Source organism: Blastococcus brunescens, from assembly GCF_035320885.1.
In the GTDB taxonomy this organism is placed as follows: Bacteria; Actinomycetota; Actinomycetes; order Mycobacteriales; family Geodermatophilaceae; genus Blastococcus_B; species Blastococcus_B brunescens.
The window spans coordinates 4478234-4497723 of the sequence record NZ_CP141261.1; the positions used below are offsets into that span (position 1 = coordinate 4478234).

The window sequence follows — 19490 nt, forward strand, 5'->3', positions numbered from 1 at the left end:
CTATTGCGCCACGGTGAGGGTGACGGTCGTGCCCGGAGTCAGCTCGGTGCCAGGGTCGACGGACTGCTCCACGACCTCACCAGGAACCTCGCCGGGCTCGGCGGGGACGTACTGGACCACGATGTCGGCCGGACTGACGCCGCGGGCGACGAGCCCACTCCGTGCATCGGCCTCGGGCACACCGATCAGGTCGGGCATCGGCTCGGCCGCCGGGCCGCCGGAGACCTGGAGGACGACCCGGGTGTCGGCACCCACCTGATTGCCCGCCGCGGGATTGCTGGTGACCACCGTGCCGGCCGGCTGGTCGGAGTCGACCTCTTCGGTGGCGATGTTGCTGATGCCGGCCGACTGCAGCGTCTGCGTCGCGGCGTCCTGGTTCTGACCGGTCACGTCGGGCATCTCGATGGTGCCGGTGGAGACCTGCAGGGTGAGAGGCGTGCTGGGCTCGACCTGCTCGCCCTCACCCGGATCCACCGCGACGACCTGCCCCTCCTCCTCGAGAGACTCGGCCTGCCGCGAGTTGATGCTGGTGAAGCCTGCTTCCTCCAGGGTGCTCCGGGCACGCTCCTCGTCCAGGCCGACCACGTTGGGCACGGCGATGGTGTCCGGGGCGACGCCGACGGTGAGGCCGACCTCGGTGCCCTCGTCGACCATCGCGCCGCCGGCGGGGTCGTCCGGATGACGGCACCGACCTCGGCCTCGTTCTGCGTGACCTGCTGCTCGACCTCCCCGACCACCAGGCCGGCGCCCTCGATCGCCTGCTCGGCCGCGGCCTGCTGCTGCCCGACGACGCTGGGCACCTGGACCTGAGGGTGGCCGCCGGCGGGTCCTCGCCACTCATCGCGACGGCGACGGCGATCACGGCGCCGATCAGCAGCACGGCCAGCACGGAGACGATCGCGATGATGCGCCGCTTCCGGCGCTTGCGCTCCAGCTCGTCCTCGTCGTCCCAGCGGTCGTCGCCGTAGCCGCCGGGGGTGGCCGCGAGGATGGTGGTCTTCTCCTCGTCGCCCATGACCGGGGTCGCCTCGACCCGCTGACCGGCCAGCGCGCGGAGCAGGTCGTTGCGCATCTCGGCGGCCGACTGGTACCGGTTGGCCGGGTTCTTGCTCATGGCCTTCAGCAGGATCGCGTCGAGCTCGGGCGGGACCTGCCGGTTGATCGAGGAGGGCAGCTTCGGGTCCTCGCGCACGTGCTGGTAGGCGACGGCCACGGGGAGTCGCCGGTGAACGGCGGTGCGCCGGTCACGAGCTCGTAGAGCATGCAGCCGAGGGAGTAGACGTCGGAGCGCGCGTCGACGCTCTCGCCGCGGGCCTGCTCGGGCGAGAGGTACTGCGCGGTGCCGATGACCGCCGCCGTCGAGGTCATCGTGGCGGCGGAGTCGGAGACGGCCCGGGCGATGCCGAAGTCCATCACCTTGACCGTGCCCTGGGGCGTGATCATCACGTTGCCGGGCTTCACGTCCCGGTGCACGATGCCGTTGCGGTGGCTGAAGTCGAGGGCGCCGCAGATGTCGGCCGAGAGGCTCATCGCACGCTCGGGGAGAGGTGCCCTTCCCGGCGCAGCACGTCGCGCAGCGTCTCGCCCTCGACGTACTCCATGACGATGTAGGGAGTCGCACCGGTGCTGGTGCGGTCCTCGCCGGTGTCGTAGACGGCGACGATCGCTGGGTGGTTGAGCGACGCCGACGCCTGCGCCTCGCGGCGGAACCGCACCTGGAAGGACGGGTCGCGGGCGAGGTCGTGACGCAGCACCTTCACGGCCACCTCGCGGCCGAGCCGCAGATCGCGGCCGCGGTGGACCTCTGCCATGCCACCCCGACCCAGGACGCCACCGATCTCGTAGCGCTCGCCGAGCACCTGCGGCGTGGTCATCGGAGGTCCTCTCGGGCGGGGCGGTGCGTCGTCCGGGCGAGGGCCTCGACGAGCGGGCGGGGACCCCGCCGGGCGGGGACCCCGGCAGGCAGGGAGCCGACGGCGAGCCTAACCGTTGGCCACGCCGAATCCTGGGAGATCCCGGCAGCCTGGATCACGGTGCCACGACCTCCCCATCAGCCGCAGGATCGACCGGTTCCGGTTCCGGTTCGGGTTCCGGTTCCGGTTCGGGTTCCGGTTCGGGTTCTGGCCTGCCGGGCTGCGTCGTCGTCGTCGCCGTCGGCGAGGTCGACGAGGCGGTGGACGTCGACGTGCTGCTGGAGGAGGTGGCTGTGGTGCGCGGGGCTGAGCTGGTGGGCGTGGCGGAAGGGGTGGGCGTGGGAGCCGGCTCCTCTTCGTCCCCCCGTCCGGGGAGTACGCCTCCGCGGCGACGAAGAGGGTGACCTCGCTGCCGGGCGGCACGGTGCCGCCGGACGGGTCGAGCGCCGCCACGTCCCCGGCGTCCAGGGGCTGGCCGGAGGAGGCCAGCTGGTCGGCGTCCGCGCCCTCCTCCTCGACCACGAGCCCGGCGCCCTCGAGCTCGGCCCGGACCTCGACGGCCGGACGGCCGATGTAGGCGGTCCCGTCCAGCGGGACGCCGGCGACGCCGGACGTGCTGGCGCTGGCAGAGGTCGTGGCGCCGGCGGCGTCGTCGTTCCTGCCTCGGTCGCCGCTGCCCAGCAGGAACCAGGCGCCTCCCGCGAGCAGGAGGACGAGGACGACCGCGGCCGCGACCCAGGCATAGGTCCTCCGCCGGTCGCGGCCGCGGGCCGGCTCGTCCTCGGGGTACCAGTCGTCGTCCTCGGGGTTCGCGTGCAGCGGTGGCATGGGCCGGGCGGCGCCCGTCGGGGGCCGCCCCGGCCGGCCGCCGCCGACGCGGTGCCGGTCGCGGGGATCACCTGGGTCAGCGAGTCGGCCAGGCCCGCGCCGGCGACCACCTGGGCGGGCGCGGTGGTCGGGCCGGCGACGGGCGCGAGGCTTCCCCGGCCGCCACCCGGCGGATGGCCTCGGCGAAGGCGCCGCCGTCGGTGAACCGGTCGGCGGGGTCCTTGGCCAGCGCTCGCTCGACCAGCAGCCGCACCGCCGGGGGACGTGGGCGGGGAGCGGCGGCGGGGGCCGGTTGATGTGGGCCAGCGCGATGGCCACCTGCGAGGTGCCGTCGAACGGGCGGGCCCCGGTCAGGCACTCGTAGGCGACGACGCCGAGCGAGTAGACGTCGGAGGCCGCGGTGACCTCCAGGCCCTGCGCCTGCTCCGGGGAGAGGTACTGCGCGGTCCCGACCACCATGCCGGTGCGGGTCAGCGGGGTGGTGTCCCGGGCCTGGGCGATGCCGAAGTCGGTCAGCTTCACCACGCCGTCGGGCCGGACCATGAGGTTGCCCGGCTTGATGTCGCGGTGCACCACACCGGCCCGGTGCGCCGCCGACAGCCCGTCGGCGGACTGGCTGAGCACGTACAGCGTCCAGTCGACGGGCAGGGCTCCCTCGTCGTGCAGGATCGTCACCAGCGGCTGACCCTCGACGAACTCCATGACGAGGAACGCCAGCTGCTGGGTCCCGGTGTCGTCGACGGTCTCGCCGTAGTCGTAGACCGAGGCGATGTTCGGGTGGGTCAGGGCGGCGGTGTGCCGGGCCTCGTTGCGGAAGCGCGCGAGGAAGCTGGGGTCGTTGGTGTACTCGCTCTTGAGCACCTTGGCGGCGACGATCCGGTCCAGGACCCGGTCGCGGGCCTTCCAGACCTCGCCCATCCCGCCGACGGCGATGGGGGCGGTGATCTCGTAGCGGCCGGCGAGCAGGCTCCCGGTGGACAGCGCCATCAGCCGCCCTGCCCGTCGAGGTAGGCCTCGATGACCTGGCGGGCGATCGGCGCCGACCGCTCGCCGCCGGTGCCGCCCCCGTTGGCCACGAACACCGCGACGGCGATCTGCGGGTCGTCGGCGGGCGCGAAGCCCATGAACCACGTGTGGTCCGCGACGTCCTCGCTGACCTGGGCGGTGCCCGTCTTGCCGGCCACCTCGATCCCGGGGATCCGGGCGGCCCGGCCGGAACCGTCGGCGACGACGCTGACCATCATCTCGGTCAGCTGGTTGGCGACCTCGGCGGAGATCGGTTCCCGCCACACCTCGGACTCGGTGGAGTCGATGACCGTGAGGTCGGGCGCCTGCACCTGGTCGACCAGGTAGGGCTTCATCTGCACGCCGTCGTTGGCCACCGTGGCCGCGATCATCGCCGCCTGCAGAGGGGTCATGCGGACGTCGCGCTGGCCGATGGAGGTCTGGGCGAGGGCGGCGTCGTCCACGATGTCGCCCACGCCGCTGGGCGCGACGTCCAGGGGATCTCGAAACCCTCGCCGTCCATGCCGAACGCCTCGGCCATCTCGCGGACGCGCTCCTCGCCCATGTCGATCCCCAGCTGGGCGAAGGCGGTGTTGCAGGAGATGGTGAGGGCGTCGATGAGGACTGTTCCCCGCTGGGGCTGCACGCCGAGCCGCCGAAGTTGGGGATGACCCGGCTGCTGTTCGGGAGGGGAGCTCGCGGGGCGCCGGCACCACGGAGTCGGGCGTGAGGCCGTCCTCGAGGGCGGCCGCCGCAACGATCACCTTGAACAGCGAGCCGGGCGGGTAGTTGTCGCCGATCGCGCGGTTCCGCCGCGGGTCGATCTCGGCCGCTTCCAGTTCCTCCCAGTACGCGCGGATCGCCGCCGGGTCGTGGCTGGACAGCAGGGTCGGGTCGTAGGACGGCGTGCTCGCCATGCCGAGGACGGCCCCGGTGGACGGGTCCAGGGCGACGACGGCTCCGGTGACGCCCTCGAGACCGGCCATGGCGGCCTCCTGGACGGCGGGGTCCAGGGTCAGGACGACGTCGCCGCCGGCCGGGTCGCGGCCGGTGAACATGTCGGCCAGGCGGCGCAGGGCCAGCCGCCCGTCGGACCCGGAGAGGACGTCGTTCTCCGCGTACTCGAGCTGCGAGTTGTTGTAGATGAGCGAGTGGTACCCCGTGACCGCCGCGTACAACGGGCCCTGCGGGTACTGCCGGAGGTACTTGAGCCGGCCGTCGGTGGGCACCGACTCGGCGATCGCGGTGCCGTCGACGACGATGGACCCACGTTCCCGGTCGTACGCCGCGGCCAGTACGCGGGTGTTCGAGGGTCGGTGCGCAGCTCGTCCGAGCGCACGACCTGGATGATGTTGACGTTGATGATCAGCAGCGTGAACAGCACGAGCACGCTGATCGCGACCTTGCGCAGCGGGGCGTTCACGGCGTGACCACCTCGGTGGGCGCATCACCGAGACGCACCGGCGGCGGCGCCTGCGGGGTGGCCGGCCGCCGGGCCGCGTCGCTGATGCGTACCAGCACGGCCACGAGGACGAAGTTCGCCACCAGCGAGGACCCGCCGTAGGCCAGGAAGGGCGTGGTCAGACCGGTGAGCGGCAGCAGCCCCGTGACGCCGCCGAGGACCACGAAGACCTGCCAGGCGACCGCGAAGGCCAGCCCGGCGGCGAGCAGCTTGCCGAAGGCGTCCCGGACGACGAGGGAGGTCCGCAGCCCGCGTTCGACGAGGATCAGGTAGACGATGATCACGGCGACCAGGCCGAACAGGCCGAGCTCCTCGCCGACGGCCGAGGCGATGAAGTCGCTCTTGGCGACCGGCACCTGGTCGGGCCGCCCCCGCCGAGGCCCGCCCCGAAGATGCCCCCGGTGCCGAGCCCGAACAGCGACTGGACCAGCTGGTAGCCCGCGCCGTCCTGGTAGGCGAAGGGATCGAGCCAGGTGTCGACGCGGGCCCGCACGTGACCGAAGACCTGGTAGGCGATGAACGCGCCGCCGGCGAAGAGGCCGACGCCGATGAGCAGCCAGCTCGAGCGCTCGGTGGCGACGTAGAGCATCACCACGAAGATGCCGAACAGCAGCAGCGAGCTGCCGAGGTCGCGCTCGAAGACCAGCACCAGGATCGACAGGATCCACGCCACGAGCACCGGGCCGAGATCGCGACCGCGGGGCAGCTCGATGCCGGCGACCCGGCGGCTGGCCAGCGCCAGGACGTCGCGCTTGTCGACCAGGTAGGCGGCGAAGAAGACGATCAGGCAGATCTTGGCGAACTCGCCGGGCTGGATCGAGAAGCCGGCGACCCGGATCCAGATCTTGGCGCCGTTGACCTCCGACATGGAGGCCGGCAGCAGGGCCGGGAGCGCCAGCAGGGCGAGCCCGCCGAGGGCCAGCGTGTAGGCGTAGCGCGAGAGCGTGCGGTGGTCGCGGACGAACACCAGGAAGGCCACGAAGAGCGCCACACCGAGGGTTGCCCAGATCAGCTGGACCGGGGCGTCCTCGCGGGTGATGTCGCTGTCGACCTGCTCGGCGGCGAGGTCGAGCCGGTGGATGACGGTGAGCCCGAGACCCACGAGGAGCGCGACCGCGGGCAGCAGGAGCGGGTCGGCGTAGGGGGCCCACTTGCGGATGACGAGGTGCGCGACCACCCACAGCGCGGTGATCCAGACGCTGAACCCGGCCATCTCCGGGCGCAGCGAGCCGGTGATGGTCAGGTCGACGATGCACTGCGCGACGACGGTGATCAGGACGGCGAAGCCGAGCAGCAGCGCCTCGGTCCCGCGACGGGTCGGGACGGACTGCCCGGTCGCGGTGCCCCGCGGATCGGTCGCCGGCCCGGCCATCAGTCGGCCTCCCGGCAGTTCTCCCCGGCACGGACGACGTCGTCGTTCGTGCCGACGTGGTCGGCGACGGCTCGCTGTCCCCGGGGACGCCCTCGGTCGTCAGCGGTGCGTCCGGGAAGCCGGTGGGCTCGGGTGTCGGCGTCGCGGTGGACTCCTCCGGGGCCTGCTCGGCCGATGCGCTGGAGGGGCAGAGCGGGAGTCGCTGCGCGCGCAGCGCGGCGAGGATCCGGTCGGCGTCGTCGGCGTCGTCGGCGGTGATGCCGCCACGGACCCGGTTGCGGGCGGCGGGCGTGAGGTCGGTGACCGCCATGCCGCTGGTCCGGTCGACTTCGAAGAAGTCGAAGCCGACGATGGAGACGTCCAGGCCGCGGAAGACCGCCACCTGCTCCTCGTCCCCGCTGCCCTCCACACCGACGAACCAGTGCCCGAGCGCCCACACGTACATACCGACAGCTCCCGCCACGAGCACGACGAGAGCTGCCACCGCCACCAGGAGAAGTCGTAGCGGGCGGCGGCGGGCGGAGGAGCCGCCGCCCGTCGGCGGTGTGGGTGGTGGCGGGGCCGGGGGCTGCGGATCGGCGAGCGCCGCCCGGCCGGCGGCCGAGCGGTTGTCCACCTGGCGCTGACCGACGTTGTCGCCGGCCGCGCCGTCGATCACGGGGTCGAGCCGGCCGCGGCCTCCGGTGTCCTCGACCACGTCGGCGACGATCACCGTGATGTTGTCCGGCCCGCCGCTGCGCAGGGCCAGCTCGATGAGCCGGTCGGCCGTGGACTGGGGATCGGGGTCCTTGAGCGCCTCGAAGAGGTTTCCTCGCTGACCACGCCGGACAGCCCGTCGGAGCACAGCAGGTAGCGGTCGCCGTCCCGCACCTCGCGCATGGAGAGGTCGGGCTCGACCTCCTGCCCGTTGAGGGCCCGCAGCAGCAGGGACCGCTGGGGGTGGCTGTTCGCCTCCTCGGCGGTGATCCGGCCGTCGTCGATCAGGGTCTGCACGAACGTGTCGTCGTGCGTGATCTGCGAGAGCTGGCCGTCGCGGACCAGGTAGGCGCGGGAGTCGCCGACGTGGCACAGGGCCAGCCGGCCGCCGGCGAAGAGGATCGCCGTCAGCGTGGTTCCCATGCCCTCGAGCTGGGGGACTCGCGGATGACCTCGCGCAGGTGCTCGCTGCCCTCGAAGACCGCCTCGCGCAGCGCCTGCAGCATGTCGCCGGAGGGCGCGTCGTCGTCCAGGTGCTCCAGCGCGGCGATGACCACCTTGCTGGCGACGTCGCCGGCCGCGTGCCCGCCCATGCCGTCGGCGACGGCGAGCAGCCGGGGGCCGGCGTAGACGGAGTCCTGGTTGTTGCCGCGGATCAGGCCGCGGTCCGAGCGCGCCGCATACCTCAGGACGAGGCTCATGCATCCACCTCGCTGGCGCTCGGGGGCGTGTGCGCCCGATGGCTGTCCTTCTGACGGAGCCGGCGCGTGTGCTCACGTGCGCAGCTCCAGGGCAGTCTGCCCGATGCGGATCGGCTGACCGGGACCCACCAGCAGGGGACCCTGCACGCGCTGCTGGTCGAGGTAGGTGCCGTTGGTGGAGCCGAGGTCCTCCACGTACCACTGGCCACCGCGGTTGGTCAGGCGGGCGTGGCGGGAGCTGGCGAAGTCGTCGGTGAGCACCAGGGTCGAGTCGTCGGCCCGGCCGATGAGGATCGGCTGGTCGCCGAGGGTGATCTTCGTGCCGGTCAGCGGACCGGCGGTGACCACGAGCGTCTTGGGGCCGCGCTGGCCACGCTTCCTGCCGGTGACCGCCGCGGCGGCACGGGGCGGTACCGACGCCACGCGACCGGTGCGCCCGCCGAACAGGTCGGCGCGGACCACGCGGAAGGCAGCGAAGATGAACAGCCAGAGCAGCAGCAGGAACCCGAACCGGAAGACCTGCAGGACGATTTCGCTCACGGCACCATCGCCGATCCGCTCACGGGCCTTCCGCCCGGTACACCAGGACCGAGTGGCCGATCCGGATGACGTCGCCGTCGGAGAGGGCGTGCCGGTTGACCCGCCGGCCGTTGACCAGCGTGCCGTTGGTGGAGCCGAGGTCCTCGACGGTCGCGGTGCCGCCGTCGAGGACGACGTCGACGTGCTTGCGGCTGACCCCGGTGTCGGGCAGCCGGATGTCGGCCTCCGTGCCGCGGCCGATCACGTTCCGGCCGGTGGTGAGCTCGTGCCGGGTGCCCGGGCCGTCGACCACCAGCACGTGCGTGACCCCGGGCCGCTGGCCCGCGCGTCCGGTGAACGAGGGGCCCTGCTTGCCGGTGTCGGTGGCCACCCGGCCGCGCAGCGGCGGGAGCGGGGGCAGCGGCGGGAGCGGCGGGTGGGCACCGGTCGGTGGGCGCGGGGGAGCGGCGACGGCGAAGTCGTCGCGCGCCGGGGGACGGGCCGGGTCGGCGACGTGGGAGCTGACCTCGAAGACGCCCGTCGGGAGGTCGGCGTCCTCCTCGAGCCGGACGGTGACCTTGTCGAAGACCTGGTAGCCCTCGTCGTCGATGTGCTCGGTGACCATGTCGGCCAGCTCGCCGGCCAGCTGGTCCGACCACTGCCCGAGGTGCTCGAAGTCGGTGCGGCCCAGGGTCACGACGTAGACGTTGGGCGCCAGCACGCGGCCCTCGCCCATGACGGACTTCTGCTCGTCGGCCTCGCGCTGGAGGGCCTTGGCGATCTCGGCCGGGTGCACCTTGCCCTTGAACAGCCGGGCGAAGGCCAGCCCGACCATGCCTTCGAGGCGTCGCTCGAAGCGCTGCAGCACACCCACAGTCGCTCCTTTACGCTCGGCCTGTCGTCCCGTTGTGCCAACCGTGATCGTAGCCGGGACGTGCCGGGCGGACCGGCCGGTAACTCGCGACTCCCCGCACGACACTTCCGGAGCGGCGCCATCGCCGGGGGAACGACGCCCCCCGGCCGGGCTGCGGCCCCCGGCTGCTAATCTCGTCGGGCGCCAGGGCAAGTGGCGGAATGGCAGACGCGCACGGTTCAGGTCCGTGTGTCCGAAAGGACGTGGGGTTCAACTCCCCCTTGCCCACCCAGTTCGACCAGCACCCCGTCTCCCGGGCCTCCGGAGGCGGGGTTCTCTGCGTCCGGGGTGCTCCGCGTCCCGGAGCGCTCAGGCCGGCCGGTCGTGGTGCGCGTCGCCCTTCGCTCCGGTGAGGGTCTGCGCCAGCAGGACCGCACCCCACGGGCCGATCACCCACACCGGCCAGAAGTAGTGGAACTCCCAGCTGGCCAGCGAGGTCGCCGCCCAGATCGTGACCACGATCAAGGACGTGGTCAGCCACGAGCGCCAGGAGTGCGGGTCGCCGTCCCAGCCGTGCCGGGCGACCGTCGACCCCGCGCTGGGGGTGGGCAGGGGATCCGGCCGGTGATCCGGGACCGCGGCGGGCAGGTCAGCGGTGAGTGACTCCAGTTCGCCGTAGGTCTTCGCCGCGTAGGCGCGCGCCAGGCGCTCGTCGTACTCGGCCACGGTCAGCCGTCCGGCGGACATGTGCCGGCCGAGGACGTCGGCGACGGCGGCGCGGTCGGCGTCCGCGGCGCGCAGGTGGGGCTCGGGCATCGCTGCTCTCCTGGTGCGGGAGCTCCCAGTCTCGTCCGTGCCGCCCCGCCAGGTCCACTGACGGACGTCACGGCTTCGATGTGCAGAACGCCCGGCGGCCGGGCGTCAGCTAGCTGCGGCCTCGCGGGCCAGCGCCTTGCCGATGACCATCCGCTGGATCTGGTTGGTGCCCTCGAAGATCTGCATCACCTTCGCCTCGCGCATGTAGCGCTCCGCGGGGAACTCGCGGGTGTAGCCGGCGCCACCCAGCACCTGGACGGCGTCGGTGGTGACCTTCATGGCGGCGTCGGTGGCCACCAGCTTGGCGATGCTCGCCTGGCGGCCGTACTCCTTGCCGGCGTCCTTGCGGCGGGCGGCGACCAGGTAGGTGGCCCGGGCGGATTCGACGGCCGCAGCCATGTCGGCGAGCAGGAACGCCACGCCCTGGTGGTCGATGATCGGCCGGCCGAACGCCTCCCGCTCCCCGGCGTACCGGACGGCGACGTCGAGGGCGGACTGGGCGAGGCCGACCGCGACGGCGCTGACGCCCAGGCGGCCGGAGTCGAGGGCGGCGAGCGCGATGGACAGCCCCCGGCCGCGGTCGCCCACGAGGCGGTCGGCGGGCACGGAGACGTCGTCGAGGCGGATCGCGGCCGTCGTGGACCCGGTCATCCCCATCTTCTCCTCGGGCCTGGCGGGGAGAAGCCGGCGAGGTCCGGCGTCAGGTGGAAGCAGGAGATGGCCCGCTCGCCGTCGTCCGGCGTGCGCAGGAAGGTCGAGTAGAAGTCGGCGTGCCCGCCGTGGGTGACCCAGGCCTTCTCCCCGTTGGCCTGCCACCCGCCCTCGCTCGCCTTGGCGGCGGCCCGCATGGCCGCGGGGTCGGAGCCCGCGTGCGCCTCCGACAGGCAGTAGGCGCCGAGCAGCTGCCCGCCGACCATGTCCGGCAGCAGGTCGCGACGCTGGGCGTCGGTGCCGAACCGGTCGATCGGGAAGCAGGCGAGGGTGTGCACGCTGACGCCCAGGGCCACGCTGGCCCATCGCGCGGCCAGCTCCTCGACCACCTGCAGGTAGACCTCGTACGGCTGCCCGCCGCCGCCCACGTCCTCGCCGAACGGCAGCCCCAGCAACCCGGCGTCCCCCAGGGTGCGGAACACCTCGCGGGGAAGCGCTCCTCGCGCTCGTACTGCGCGGCCTTCGGGGCGAGTTCGGCGTCGGCCAGCTCGCGGGTGAGCGCGAGAAGGTCGTGCGCCTCGGGGGTGGGCAGTTCGCGGTCGACCGGCACGGTGCTCCTCGGATCAGGCGGTACCCAGGACGGTACGACGCGGTTGGCAGGATCCTCGCGTGCAGATCCACCGGGCGGCCTGGGACGACCCCGACGTCCAGCGGCTGACCACCGATCAGCAGGTCGAGGTGCGGGCGCGGTACGGCGGCAAGGACGAGCCGGGCACGCACCCGTCGGCGGCCGACGTCAGCGTCGTCCTGCTGGCCCGGGACGACGACGGGACGCCGCTGGGCTGCGGCGCCCTGCGAGCGCTCGCCGACGGCGTGGCCGAGGTCAAGCGCATGTACGTGGTGCCGGCCGCTCGTGGGCGGGGCGTCTCCCGGGCGGTGCTCGAGGCACTGGAGGGCGCCGCCCGCCAGCAGGGCTGGACGACGCTGCGACTGGAGACCGGCCCGCTGCAGCCGGAGGCGATCGGGCTGTACTCCTCGACCGGCTACCTGCCGATCGGGGCCTTCGGCGGCTACGTCGGCGACCCGGACGCCACGGACAGTCTCTTCTTCGAACGGGTCCTCGACCGGCGGTGACGCGGGTACCCCGGAGAGACGGCCGCGGCGGTGCTCGCGCGGCACGGCCGGACCTACGCCGAGGAGGCCGGCATCCGGCTGGTCGGCGAGCCGGCGCCGGTGTTCCCCGCTGACCGGCTGCCCCTGCTGTGGTGAGCTGATCGGCATGTCCCAGCATGCGTGGCCCGAGTCCGAGCCCACCGACGTCCGGCTGACCGCCGGCGCGGCCGACCTGGCCGTCGATCTGCGCGGCGGTGGCGTGCGCCGGCTGGCGGTGGGGGACTGGGAGCTGCTCGACACCTACCCCGCCGGCACGGTGGCCGCGGGTTACCCGGGTGCGGTGCTCCTGCCGTGGCCCAACCGGCTCCGCGACGGCCGCTGGGCGTGGTCCGGCCAGGACCTCCAACTGGAGGTCGCCTCGCCCGAGGCGCCGCACGCCATCCACGGCCTCGTCACCTCTCAGCCGTGGACGGTGCTGGAGTCCGCGGCCGACGCCGTCACCGTCGGGACCGTGATCGAGCCGCACCCCGGCTACCCGTTCCGCCTCGCCGGCGCGGTGGACTACCGGCTGGCCCCCGACCGGCTGACGGTCACCGTCCGGGCGCGCAACGTCGGCACCGAGGCCGCCCCGCTCGGCGCGGGGATGCACCCCTACCTCTCCGTCGGCGCGACGCGGGACGGCGGGATCGGCGACGCCGAGCTGACCGTGCCGGTCCGCACGCTGCTGGAGCTCCACGGTGGGTTGCCGACCGGGAACCGGACACCGTTCGACGGCGGCGTCGGGCGGATCGGCGACCGCGAGATCGACGACGCCCTCACCGACCTCGTCCGGGACGACGACGGCTGGGCGCGCACCCGGCTGCGCGGCTCGGCGGGCGAGCTCGAGCTGGCGGTCGACGGCGCGTGGTCGTGGCTGCAGGTGTTCACCGGCGACGTGCTCCCGGAGGGCCGGTACCGCCGGACCCTCGCGGTCGAGCCGATGACGTGCCCGCCGAACTCGCTGGCCGACGGCGTCGACCTGCTCGTCCTCGAGCCCGGCCAGGAGTGGGCGGGCACCTGGACCCTGTCCTGGACGGCGGCCTGACGTGCGCGTGCTGGAACTCTGGCGCTACCCGGTCAAGTCGCTGCAGGGCGAGCGGCTGGACGAGGCGGAGATCGGCCCGCTCGGCATCGCCGGCGACCGGGGATGGGCGCTGTTCGACCGCGACACCGGTCTGGGCCTGACCGCCCGGCGGGTGCCCGAGCTGCTGTTCGGCTCCGCCCGGCTGCGCGCCGACGGCGGGGTGGAGGTCGTGCTGCCCGACGGCACGGTGACCACCGACGAGACCGTTCTCTCGGACTGGCTGGGGCGTCGGGTGGAGCTGCGGGCGGCACCCGACGACGACGATGCGGCACCCACCTACGAGGCGCCCGTCGACGAGGAGGTGCCCGACCCGACCGAGTGGCTGCAGTGGGAGGGCGCACCCGGACCGTTCCACGACAGCCCGCGCATCCGGCTGTCCCTGGTCTCGACGGGCACGCTCGGCACCTGGGACCGCCGACGGTTCCGGGCCAACGTCGTCCTCGACGGCGACGGCGAGGACGGGTTGCGGGGGCAGGAAGCGGATCTCGGCACGGTGCGGCTGCGGTTCGGTGTCCCGATCCCCCGCTGCGTCATGACCACCCGACCGCAGCCCGGCGGCATCGCCCGCGACACCTCGGTGCTGAAGGACATCCACCGCGAGCGCGAGGGCTGCTCGCCGTGCGGGCCGCCGTCCTCAGCGCCGGGACCGTGCGCCCCGGCGATCCCCTGCTGCTCGACGGATCGGCAGACTGAGGGGCATGCGTGCCGTCGACCTCCGCCCCGGTGAGGACACCATCCGGGTCGGGCAGCTGCTCAAGCTCGTCGACGCGGTCCCGACCGGCGCCCAGGTGAAGGACGTGCTGTTCTCCGGCGCGGTCCGGGTCAACGGCGAGCCCGAGGAGCGCCGCGGCCGGCAGCTGCACCACGGCGACGTCGTGCAGATCGACGGCATGGAGGACGTCCGCATCGGGTGAGGACTCCTGCTCCCACCACTCACGCGCGCGCGGTGGGCCCCTGCAGGCGGCCGTGGTTCCACGTGGAACCGGTTGCTCTGCCAGGCTGACGGCATGGTCCGCGCCCCCGTCCGTGTGCCCCGGTGGCCGGTGGCCGCCGGTGAGGAGCCGGACTTCGCGGGGATCCGCGCGGAGTTCGACGTCCCGGAGGAGTTCCCCGGCGAGGTCCTGGCCGAGGCCGAGCGCCGCGCCGCCCGGCCGCCGTTGCCCGAGCTCGACGCCACCGACGTCCCGCTCGTCACCCTCGACCCGGTCGGCAGCCGGGACCTCGACCAGGCCGTGCACCTGGCGCTCCTGGAGGACGGCTACCGGGTCAGCTACGCGATCGCCGACGTCGGCGCGGTGGTGCAGCTGGGCGGACCGCTGGACGCCGAGGCCCGCCGCCGCGGGCAGACGCTCTACAGTCCCGACCGCCGCACGCCGCTGCACCCGCCGGTGCTGAGCGAGGGGCGGCGAGCCTGCTGCCGGGGCAGCTGCGCGCCGCCGCGCTCTGGACCATCGACCTGGACGCCGACGGCGAGCCGGTGCGGGTCGACCTGCGCCGGGCCCGCGTGCGCAGCCGGGCCCAGCTGGACTACCCGTCGGTGCAGGCCCAGGCCGACGCCGGGACGCTGCCCGAGCCGCTCGCCCTGCTGCCCACCCTCGGCGCGCTGCTCCAGCGTCGGGCCGCCGAGCGCGGCGCCATCGAGCTCGGCACCCCCGACCAGGAGGTCGAGGCGACGCCGGACGGCGGGTGGACGCTGGTGCTCCGCGGTGACCTGCCCGTCGAGGGCTGGAACGCCGAGATCTCGCTGCTCACCGGGCGGTGCGCCGCCGGGCTGATGCTCGAGGGTCGCGTCGGTCTGCTGCGGACGCTCCCGCCGGCGCGGCCCCAGGACGTCGACCGGCTCCGCCTGCTCGCCCCGGCGCTGGGGGTGGACTGGCCGGACGGCGCCGGACCGGGCGCCGTCATCGCCGGGCTCGACCCGGCCCGGCCGGGCCACGCGGCCTTCCTCGAGGAGGCGGTCACGCTGCTGCGCGGCGCGGCCTACACCGCGTTCGACGGCGCACCGCCCGGGCAGCCGGGACACGGCGGGGTGGGCGCGCCGTACGCGCACGTCACCGCGCCGCTGCGGCGGCTGGTCGACCGGTTCGGCACGGAGGTCTGCCTCGCGCTGGCTGCCGGCCGGGAACCCGATCCCGAGCTGCGGGCGGCCCTGCCCGAGCTGCCGGCGCTGATGGCTGCCTCCGACCGGCGCACCAGGGACGTCGAGCGCGCGGTGCTCGACGCGACCGAGGCGTGGCTGCTGCGCGGACGGGAGGGCGAGACCTTCTCCGCCGTGGTGGTCGACGCCGAGGACGGCCGGGGCACCGTCGTCCTGGACGACCTGGCGATCCGCGGCCGGTGCACCGGCGAGGACTGCGCCCGGGCACGCGCGTGCAGGTGCGGCTCGAGCAGGCCGACGTCACCGGCCGGACCGTGCGCTTCGCCCTGGAGGGAGCCGGATGAGCCGGGCCCCGTACCTGTCGGCCCGGCTGCAGGGCTTCGGGACGACGGTCTTCGCCGAGATGAGCGCGCTCGCCGTGGCCACCGGCTCGGTGAACCTCGGCCAGGGCTTCCCCGACTACCCCGGCCCGCCGGAGGTGCTCGACGTCGCCCGGGCCGCGATCGGCACCGCAGCCGACCAGTACCCGCCCGGCCCCGGCATCCCCGAGCTCCGGCAGGAGATCGCCGCGCACGTGCAGCGCTTCGGCGGGCCGTCGCACGACCCCGAGACGGAGGTGCTGGTCACCGCCGGCGCCACCGAGGCCCTGTCGGCCGCCCTCCTCGCGCTGCTGGAGAACGGCGACGAGGTGGTGCTCTTCGAGCCGATGTACGACTGCTACGCCGCGGGCATCGCCATGGCCGGCGGCGTCGCCCGGCCGGTGCCGCTGCACCCGCCGGCTCCGTCGTCGTCCACCGACCCGGCCGGCTCCTGGACGTTCGACCCCGCCGACCTGCGGACGGCCATCACGCCGCGGACGAAGATCCTGCTGCTCAACACCCCGCACAACCCGACGGGCAAGGTGTTCACCCGCGAGGAGCTCACCCTGCTGGCCGAGGCCGCGGTCGAGCACGACCTGCTGGTCCTCGCCGACGAGGTCTACGAGCACCTGGTGTTCGACGACGCCGAGCACGTGTCGATGGCGACGCTCCCCGGCATGCGCGAGCGCACGCTCGTGGTCGGCAGCGCCGGGAAGACGTTCAACGTCACGGGCTGGAAGATCGGCTGGATCTGCGGACCTGCGCCCCTCGTCGCCGCCGTCCGCACCGCCAAGCAGTTCCTCACCTACGTCAACGGCGGCCCCTTCCAGCCCGCCGTCGCGGCCGGCCTGGCGCTGCCGGACGCCTACTTCGCCGGCGTCGCCCGCGACCTCCAGTACCGCCGGGACGTGCTGGTCCAGGGGCTGGCCGGGGCCGGGCTCCCCGTGATCAGCCCGGAGGCCACCTACTTCGCCACGGTGGACGTCCGCCCGGTCCAGCCCGACGGCGACGGGCTGGCGTTCTGCCGCGCGCTGCCCGAGCGCGCCGGGGTGGTCGGCGTCCCGACCGTGGTCTTCTACGCGCCGGAGCACGCGCACCTGGGCCGGCACCTCGTCCGGTTCGCCTTCTGCAAGAGCGACGCGGTGCTGGCGGACGCGGTGGAACGGCTGACCGGGCTGGGCAGGAAGGGGAGTGGACGATCATGAGGATCGCGGCGGTGCAGCACGACATCGTGTGGGAGGACCGGGACGCCAACTTCGCACGCCTGGCCCCGCAGGTCGCCCGCGCCGTCGGGGCGGGCGCGGAGCTGGTGCTGCTCACCGAGACGTTCAGCACCGGGTTCTCCATGACGCCGGGCATCGGGGAACCCGAGGACGGCCCCTCGGCGCGGTTCCTGGCCGGGCAGGCCGCCGAGCACGGGGTGTGGGTGGGCGGCAGCTGCCCCGAGATCGCCGCGGACGCCGGTCAGGAGGACGGGCTGCCGTACAACTCCTTCGTCCTCGCCGGGCCGGACGGCAGCACGCACCGCTACCGCAAGCTGCACCCGTTCACCCACGCCGGGGAGCACGAGCGGTTCCGGGCGGGCGAGGGCCGGTGACGCTGCAGATCGGGGCCTCCGGATCACGCCGTTCATCTGCTACGACCTGCGCTTCGCCGACGTCTTCTGGCGGGCCGCGCCCGGCACCGACGTCTACCTGGTGCCGGCGAACTGGCCCAGTCCGCGGCGGCTGCACTGGCAGACGCTGCTGCAGGCGCGGGCCATCGAGAACCAGGCCTACGTCGTCGGCTGCAACCGGGTCGGCACGGCCGGCGACGGCACCGAGCACGCCGGCGACAGCCGCATCATCAGCCCGATGGGGAGCTGCTGGCCACGGCGGCCGGGGTCGAGACGATCGTGCTGGCCGACGTCGACCCGGCCGAGGTGACCGCCACCCGCGACCGGCTCCGCTTCCTGCCCGATCGCAGGGGGACCGACCAGGACTCCCGCCGGGAACGTCGGGGCCCTAGCGTTCGCGGGGTGACCACGCTCGCCGGCGGGAGCCGCACCGGGTCGGCGCACCTCGCCGCGCAGTTCTCCGCCCCCGTTCGGAGGCTGATGCGCTCCGGTGTCGCCGGGGCCGGCCTCATGGTGGCGGCCACCCTCGCCGCCCTGATCTGGGCCAACTCGCCGTGGGCCAGCTCCTACGAGCGGCTCTGGCACACCGAGCTGGCGCTGCGGTTCGGCAATGCCGAGATCGCCATGGACCTGCAGCACTGGGTCAACGACGGCCTGATGGTGTTCTTCTTCTTCCTCATCGGCATGGAGGTGCGCCGCGAGCTCTCCATGGGCGAGCTCGTGCAGCGCAGCCGGCTCACCGTCCCGGCGCTGGCGGCGGTCGCGGGCCTGGTGATCCCGGCGCTGCTCTACCTGGCCATCAACGCCGGCGGGGACGGGGCGGTCGGGTGGGGGATCCCGATGGCCACGGACACCGCCTTCGTGCTCGGCGCCCTGGCGCTGTTCGGCCGCAACGCCCCCGTCCAGCTCCGGGTCTTCCTGCTGTCGCTGTCGGTGGTCGACGACATCGGCGCGCTCAGCGCGATCGCCATCTTCTACTCCGACGAGATCGATCTGGTCGCTCTCGGCGTCGCCGCGCTCTGCGTGGCGGCGTTCATCGGGTTGTCCCGCATGCAGGTGTGGCGCGGGCCGGCCTACTTCGCGGTCGGCGCCGTGATGTGGGTGGCGATGTACGAGTCGGGGTGCACGCCACGATCGGCGGCGTCGTCCTCGGCCTGCTGGTCAGCGCCTACCCGCCGCGCCGGGCCGAGGTCGAGCGAGCGGGGTCGCTGGCGCGCGCGTTCCGGCAGTCGCCGGAGCCGGCGCTGGCCCGCGAGGCGAAGCTGTCGGTCGAGCGGGCCATCTCCCCAACGAGCGGATCGGCGCGGTGCTCGTGCCGTGGAGCAGCTACGTCGTCGTCCCGGTGTTCGCGCTGGCCAACGCCGGGGTGCGCATCGACGGCGCACTGGTCGAGCGGGCCCTCACCTCACCGGTCACCATCGGTGTCTTCGTCGGACTGGCCGTCGGCAAGCTGCTGGGGGTGGGGCTGGCCGCGGCCCTCGCCGTCCGCACGCGGCTCGGCGTCCTGCCGCCCGGCATCAGCCTGGCCAGCATCTGGAGCGGCGCCGCGCTCACCGGCCTGGGCTTCACCGTCTCGCTGTTCGTCACCGACCTCGCCTTCGACGACGAGGCGCTGCGGGAGGAGGCCACCGTCGGCATCCTGGCCGCCGCCGTGGTCTCCACCGCGCTCGGCGCCCTCTTCTTCCGGCTGCTGGGCCGGGGCGGTGGCCCGCCGGAGCGGCCGGTCCTGCTCGACCCGCCGGTCGACCCGGCGGTGGACCACGTCCGCGGTCCGGTCGACGCCCCGCTGACGCTGGTCGAGTACGGCGACATGGAGTGCCCCTTCTGCGGACGCGCCACCGGGGTGGTCAGCGAGCTGCGCAACCGGTTCGGCGACGACCTGCGCTACGTCTTCCGGCACCTGCCCCTGCTGGAGGTGCACCCGCACGCCCAGCTCGCCGCGGAGGCGGTCGAGGCCGCCGGCGCCCAAGGGCGGTTCTGGGAGATGCACGACAAGCTGTTCGCCCACCAGGACGCCCTGGAAGCGCCCGACCTCCTCGACCACGCGTCGGCCCTGGGGCTGGACCTCGAGCGGTTCGCCCGCGAGCTCGGCGACGGCACCCACGCGCAGCACATCCGGGACGACGTGGCCGGGGGTGAGGCCAGCGGGGTCGAGGGCACCCCCACCTTCTTCGTCAACGGCGTCCGCCACACCGGCCGGGCCGGGACCGATGAGCTGGCGGCGGCCCTGCTGCGCACCGATCCGAGGGCGCGCCCGTGGAGCGCTCCCAGGCGGCGCCCGCATCCGGGAGCCGCGCCCCGGCGCCCCTGTCGCCGCCGGCCCGGTTGCCCGCGGTCGACGGGCTGGCGGAGACCGCCGACCTCAG

21 protein-coding genes, 1 tRNA gene and 5 pseudogenes are annotated in these 19490 nt (G+C 74.0%); 13 read left to right on the forward strand and 14 right to left on the reverse strand.

Going from position 1 to position 19490, the window contains the following annotated elements:
- Together U6N30_RS30110 and U6N30_RS30115 are read right to left on the reverse strand one after the other, a co-directional pair.
- Positions 1-654, reverse strand: a complete 654-nt coding sequence (locus U6N30_RS30110; protein ID WP_324275161.1) for a PASTA domain-containing protein — start codon at positions 652-654, stop codon at positions 1-3.
- A 65-nt stretch (positions 655-719) separates the two neighbouring features.
- Positions 720-800: pseudogene (locus U6N30_RS30115) on the reverse strand (hypothetical protein); the annotation flags it as partial.
- A 12-nt stretch (positions 801-812) separates the two neighbouring features.
- On the opposite strand from U6N30_RS30115, the gene U6N30_RS30120 reads away from it, so the two are divergent.
- The gene (locus tag U6N30_RS30120) at positions 813-968 is read left to right on the forward strand and encodes a hypothetical protein (RefSeq protein ID WP_324275162.1); all 156 of its coding nucleotides are present in this window, start codon (positions 813-815) and stop codon (positions 966-968) included.
- A gap of 151 nt (positions 969-1119) precedes the next feature.
- Here U6N30_RS30120 and U6N30_RS30125 read toward each other — a convergent pair whose 3' ends face one another.
- The 5 genes and pseudogenes from U6N30_RS30125 to U6N30_RS30145 all read right to left on the reverse strand — a co-directional run bounded on the left by U6N30_RS30125 (position 1120) and on the right by U6N30_RS30145 (position 6580).
- Entirely contained in the window at positions 1120-1530 is a 411-nt protein-coding gene (locus tag U6N30_RS30125) for a protein kinase domain-containing protein (protein WP_324275163.1), read from the reverse strand.
- Positions 1527-1874 carry a protein kinase domain-containing protein gene (locus tag U6N30_RS30130; protein ID WP_324275164.1) on the reverse strand — a complete coding sequence of 116 codons (348 nt, stop codon included), beginning with the start codon at positions 1872-1874 and terminating at the stop codon, positions 1527-1529. Before U6N30_RS30130 ends, U6N30_RS30125 begins: the two co-directional genes overlap by 4 nt.
- Positions 1875-1982: 108 nt before the next feature.
- A complete protein-coding gene (locus U6N30_RS30135) occupies positions 1983-3728 on the reverse strand; it encodes a protein kinase domain-containing protein (protein WP_324275165.1) in 1746 nt (581 codons plus the stop codon).
- Positions 3728-4975 carry a penicillin-binding protein 2 gene (locus tag U6N30_RS30140; protein ID WP_324275166.1) on the reverse strand — a complete coding sequence of 416 codons (1248 nt, stop codon included), beginning with the start codon at positions 4973-4975 and terminating at the stop codon, positions 3728-3730. Before U6N30_RS30140 ends, U6N30_RS30135 begins: the two co-directional genes overlap by 1 nt.
- Before the next feature lie 190 nt (positions 4976-5165).
- A pseudogene (locus tag U6N30_RS30145) lies at positions 5166-6580 on the reverse strand (FtsW/RodA/SpoVE family cell cycle protein).
- Between the two features lie 56 nt (positions 6581-6636).
- On the opposite strand from U6N30_RS30145, the gene U6N30_RS30150 reads away from it, so the two are divergent.
- Entirely contained in the window at positions 6637-7206 is a 570-nt protein-coding gene (locus U6N30_RS30150; RefSeq protein WP_324275167.1) for a hypothetical protein, read from the forward strand.
- An 82-nt stretch (positions 7207-7288) separates the two neighbouring features.
- On the opposite strand, the gene U6N30_RS30155 is transcribed toward U6N30_RS30150, so the two are convergent.
- From U6N30_RS30155 to U6N30_RS30170, 4 genes are all read right to left on the reverse strand, one after another.
- Entirely contained in the window at positions 7289-7699 is a 411-nt protein-coding gene (locus U6N30_RS30155) for a PP2C family protein-serine/threonine phosphatase (RefSeq protein WP_324275168.1), read from the reverse strand.
- Positions 7684-7977, reverse strand: a complete 294-nt coding sequence (locus U6N30_RS30160) for a PP2C family protein-serine/threonine phosphatase (protein WP_324275169.1) — start codon at positions 7975-7977, stop codon at positions 7684-7686. The genes U6N30_RS30155 and U6N30_RS30160 overlap by 16 nt, the downstream gene beginning before the upstream one ends.
- Before the next feature lie 72 nt (positions 7978-8049).
- Positions 8050-8517, reverse strand: a complete 468-nt coding sequence (locus U6N30_RS30165) for an FHA domain-containing protein FhaB/FipA (protein ID WP_116452097.1) — start codon at positions 8515-8517, stop codon at positions 8050-8052.
- A 19-nt stretch (positions 8518-8536) separates the two neighbouring features.
- Positions 8537-9370 carry a DUF3662 and FHA domain-containing protein gene (locus tag U6N30_RS30170; protein ID WP_324275170.1) on the reverse strand — a complete coding sequence of 278 codons (834 nt, stop codon included), beginning with the start codon at positions 9368-9370 and terminating at the stop codon, positions 8537-8539.
- A gap of 186 nt (positions 9371-9556) precedes the next feature.
- Between U6N30_RS30170 and U6N30_RS30175 the strand changes: the two genes are divergently transcribed.
- Positions 9557-9637, forward strand: a tRNA-Leu gene (locus tag U6N30_RS30175).
- 81 nt (positions 9638-9718) lie between these two features.
- On the opposite strand, the gene U6N30_RS30180 is transcribed toward U6N30_RS30175, so the two are convergent.
- The 3 genes from U6N30_RS30180 to U6N30_RS30190 all read right to left on the reverse strand — a co-directional run bounded on the left by U6N30_RS30180 (position 9719) and on the right by U6N30_RS30190 (position 11298).
- Positions 9719-10165, reverse strand: a complete 447-nt coding sequence (locus tag U6N30_RS30180; RefSeq protein WP_324275171.1) for a DUF1707 SHOCT-like domain-containing protein — start codon at positions 10163-10165, stop codon at positions 9719-9721.
- 105 nt (positions 10166-10270) lie between these two features.
- Positions 10271-10816 (reverse strand): acyl-CoA dehydrogenase family protein, encoded by a 546-nt coding sequence (locus U6N30_RS30185; RefSeq protein WP_324275172.1) that lies wholly within the window; start codon positions 10814-10816, stop codon positions 10271-10273.
- Complete coding sequence (locus tag U6N30_RS30190; RefSeq protein WP_324275173.1) at positions 10813-11298, reverse strand: acyl-CoA dehydrogenase family protein; 486 nt, start codon at positions 11296-11298, stop codon at positions 10813-10815. The genes U6N30_RS30185 and U6N30_RS30190 overlap by 4 nt, the downstream gene beginning before the upstream one ends.
- A gap of 187 nt (positions 11299-11485) precedes the next feature.
- On the opposite strand from U6N30_RS30190, the gene U6N30_RS30195 reads away from it, so the two are divergent.
- From U6N30_RS30195 to U6N30_RS32980, 10 genes and pseudogenes are all read left to right on the forward strand, one after another.
- On the forward strand, positions 11486-11950 hold the full coding sequence (locus U6N30_RS30195; RefSeq protein ID WP_324275174.1) for a GNAT family N-acetyltransferase: 465 nt from the start codon (positions 11486-11488) through the stop codon (positions 11948-11950).
- A 145-nt stretch (positions 11951-12095) separates the two neighbouring features.
- Positions 12096-13013 (forward strand): aldose epimerase family protein, encoded by a 918-nt coding sequence (locus tag U6N30_RS30200; RefSeq protein ID WP_324275175.1) that lies wholly within the window; start codon positions 12096-12098, stop codon positions 13011-13013.
- Positions 13014-13020: 7 nt separating this feature from the next.
- Positions 13021-13779, forward strand: a complete 759-nt coding sequence (locus U6N30_RS30205; RefSeq protein ID WP_324275176.1) for an MOSC N-terminal beta barrel domain-containing protein — start codon at positions 13021-13023, stop codon at positions 13777-13779.
- Positions 13751-13966 carry an RNA-binding S4 domain-containing protein gene (locus U6N30_RS30210; protein WP_324275177.1) on the forward strand — a complete coding sequence of 72 codons (216 nt, stop codon included), beginning with the start codon at positions 13751-13753 and terminating at the stop codon, positions 13964-13966. Before U6N30_RS30205 ends, U6N30_RS30210 begins: the two co-directional genes overlap by 29 nt.
- Before the next feature lie 93 nt (positions 13967-14059).
- Positions 14060-15494: pseudogene (locus tag U6N30_RS30215) on the forward strand (RNB domain-containing ribonuclease).
- Complete coding sequence (locus U6N30_RS30220) at positions 15491-16714, forward strand: pyridoxal phosphate-dependent aminotransferase (RefSeq protein ID WP_324275178.1); 1224 nt, start codon at positions 15491-15493, stop codon at positions 16712-16714. The pseudogene U6N30_RS30215 and the gene U6N30_RS30220 overlap by 4 nt, the downstream one beginning before the upstream one ends.
- Positions 16711-17106 carry a nitrilase-related carbon-nitrogen hydrolase gene (locus U6N30_RS30225; protein WP_324275179.1) on the forward strand — a complete coding sequence of 132 codons (396 nt, stop codon included), beginning with the start codon at positions 16711-16713 and terminating at the stop codon, positions 17104-17106. The genes U6N30_RS30220 and U6N30_RS30225 overlap by 4 nt, the downstream gene beginning before the upstream one ends.
- A 46-nt stretch (positions 17107-17152) precedes the next feature.
- Complete coding sequence (locus U6N30_RS30230) at positions 17153-17434, forward strand: nitrilase-related carbon-nitrogen hydrolase (RefSeq protein ID WP_324278543.1); 282 nt, start codon at positions 17153-17155, stop codon at positions 17432-17434.
- Between the two features lie 200 nt (positions 17435-17634).
- Positions 17635-18204 (forward strand): annotated as a pseudogene (locus U6N30_RS34935) (Na+/H+ antiporter NhaA); the annotation flags it as partial.
- Between the two features lie 205 nt (positions 18205-18409).
- A pseudogene (locus U6N30_RS32980) lies at positions 18410-19342 on the forward strand (DsbA family protein); the annotation flags it as partial.
- Positions 19343-19490: the final 148 nt, after the last annotated feature.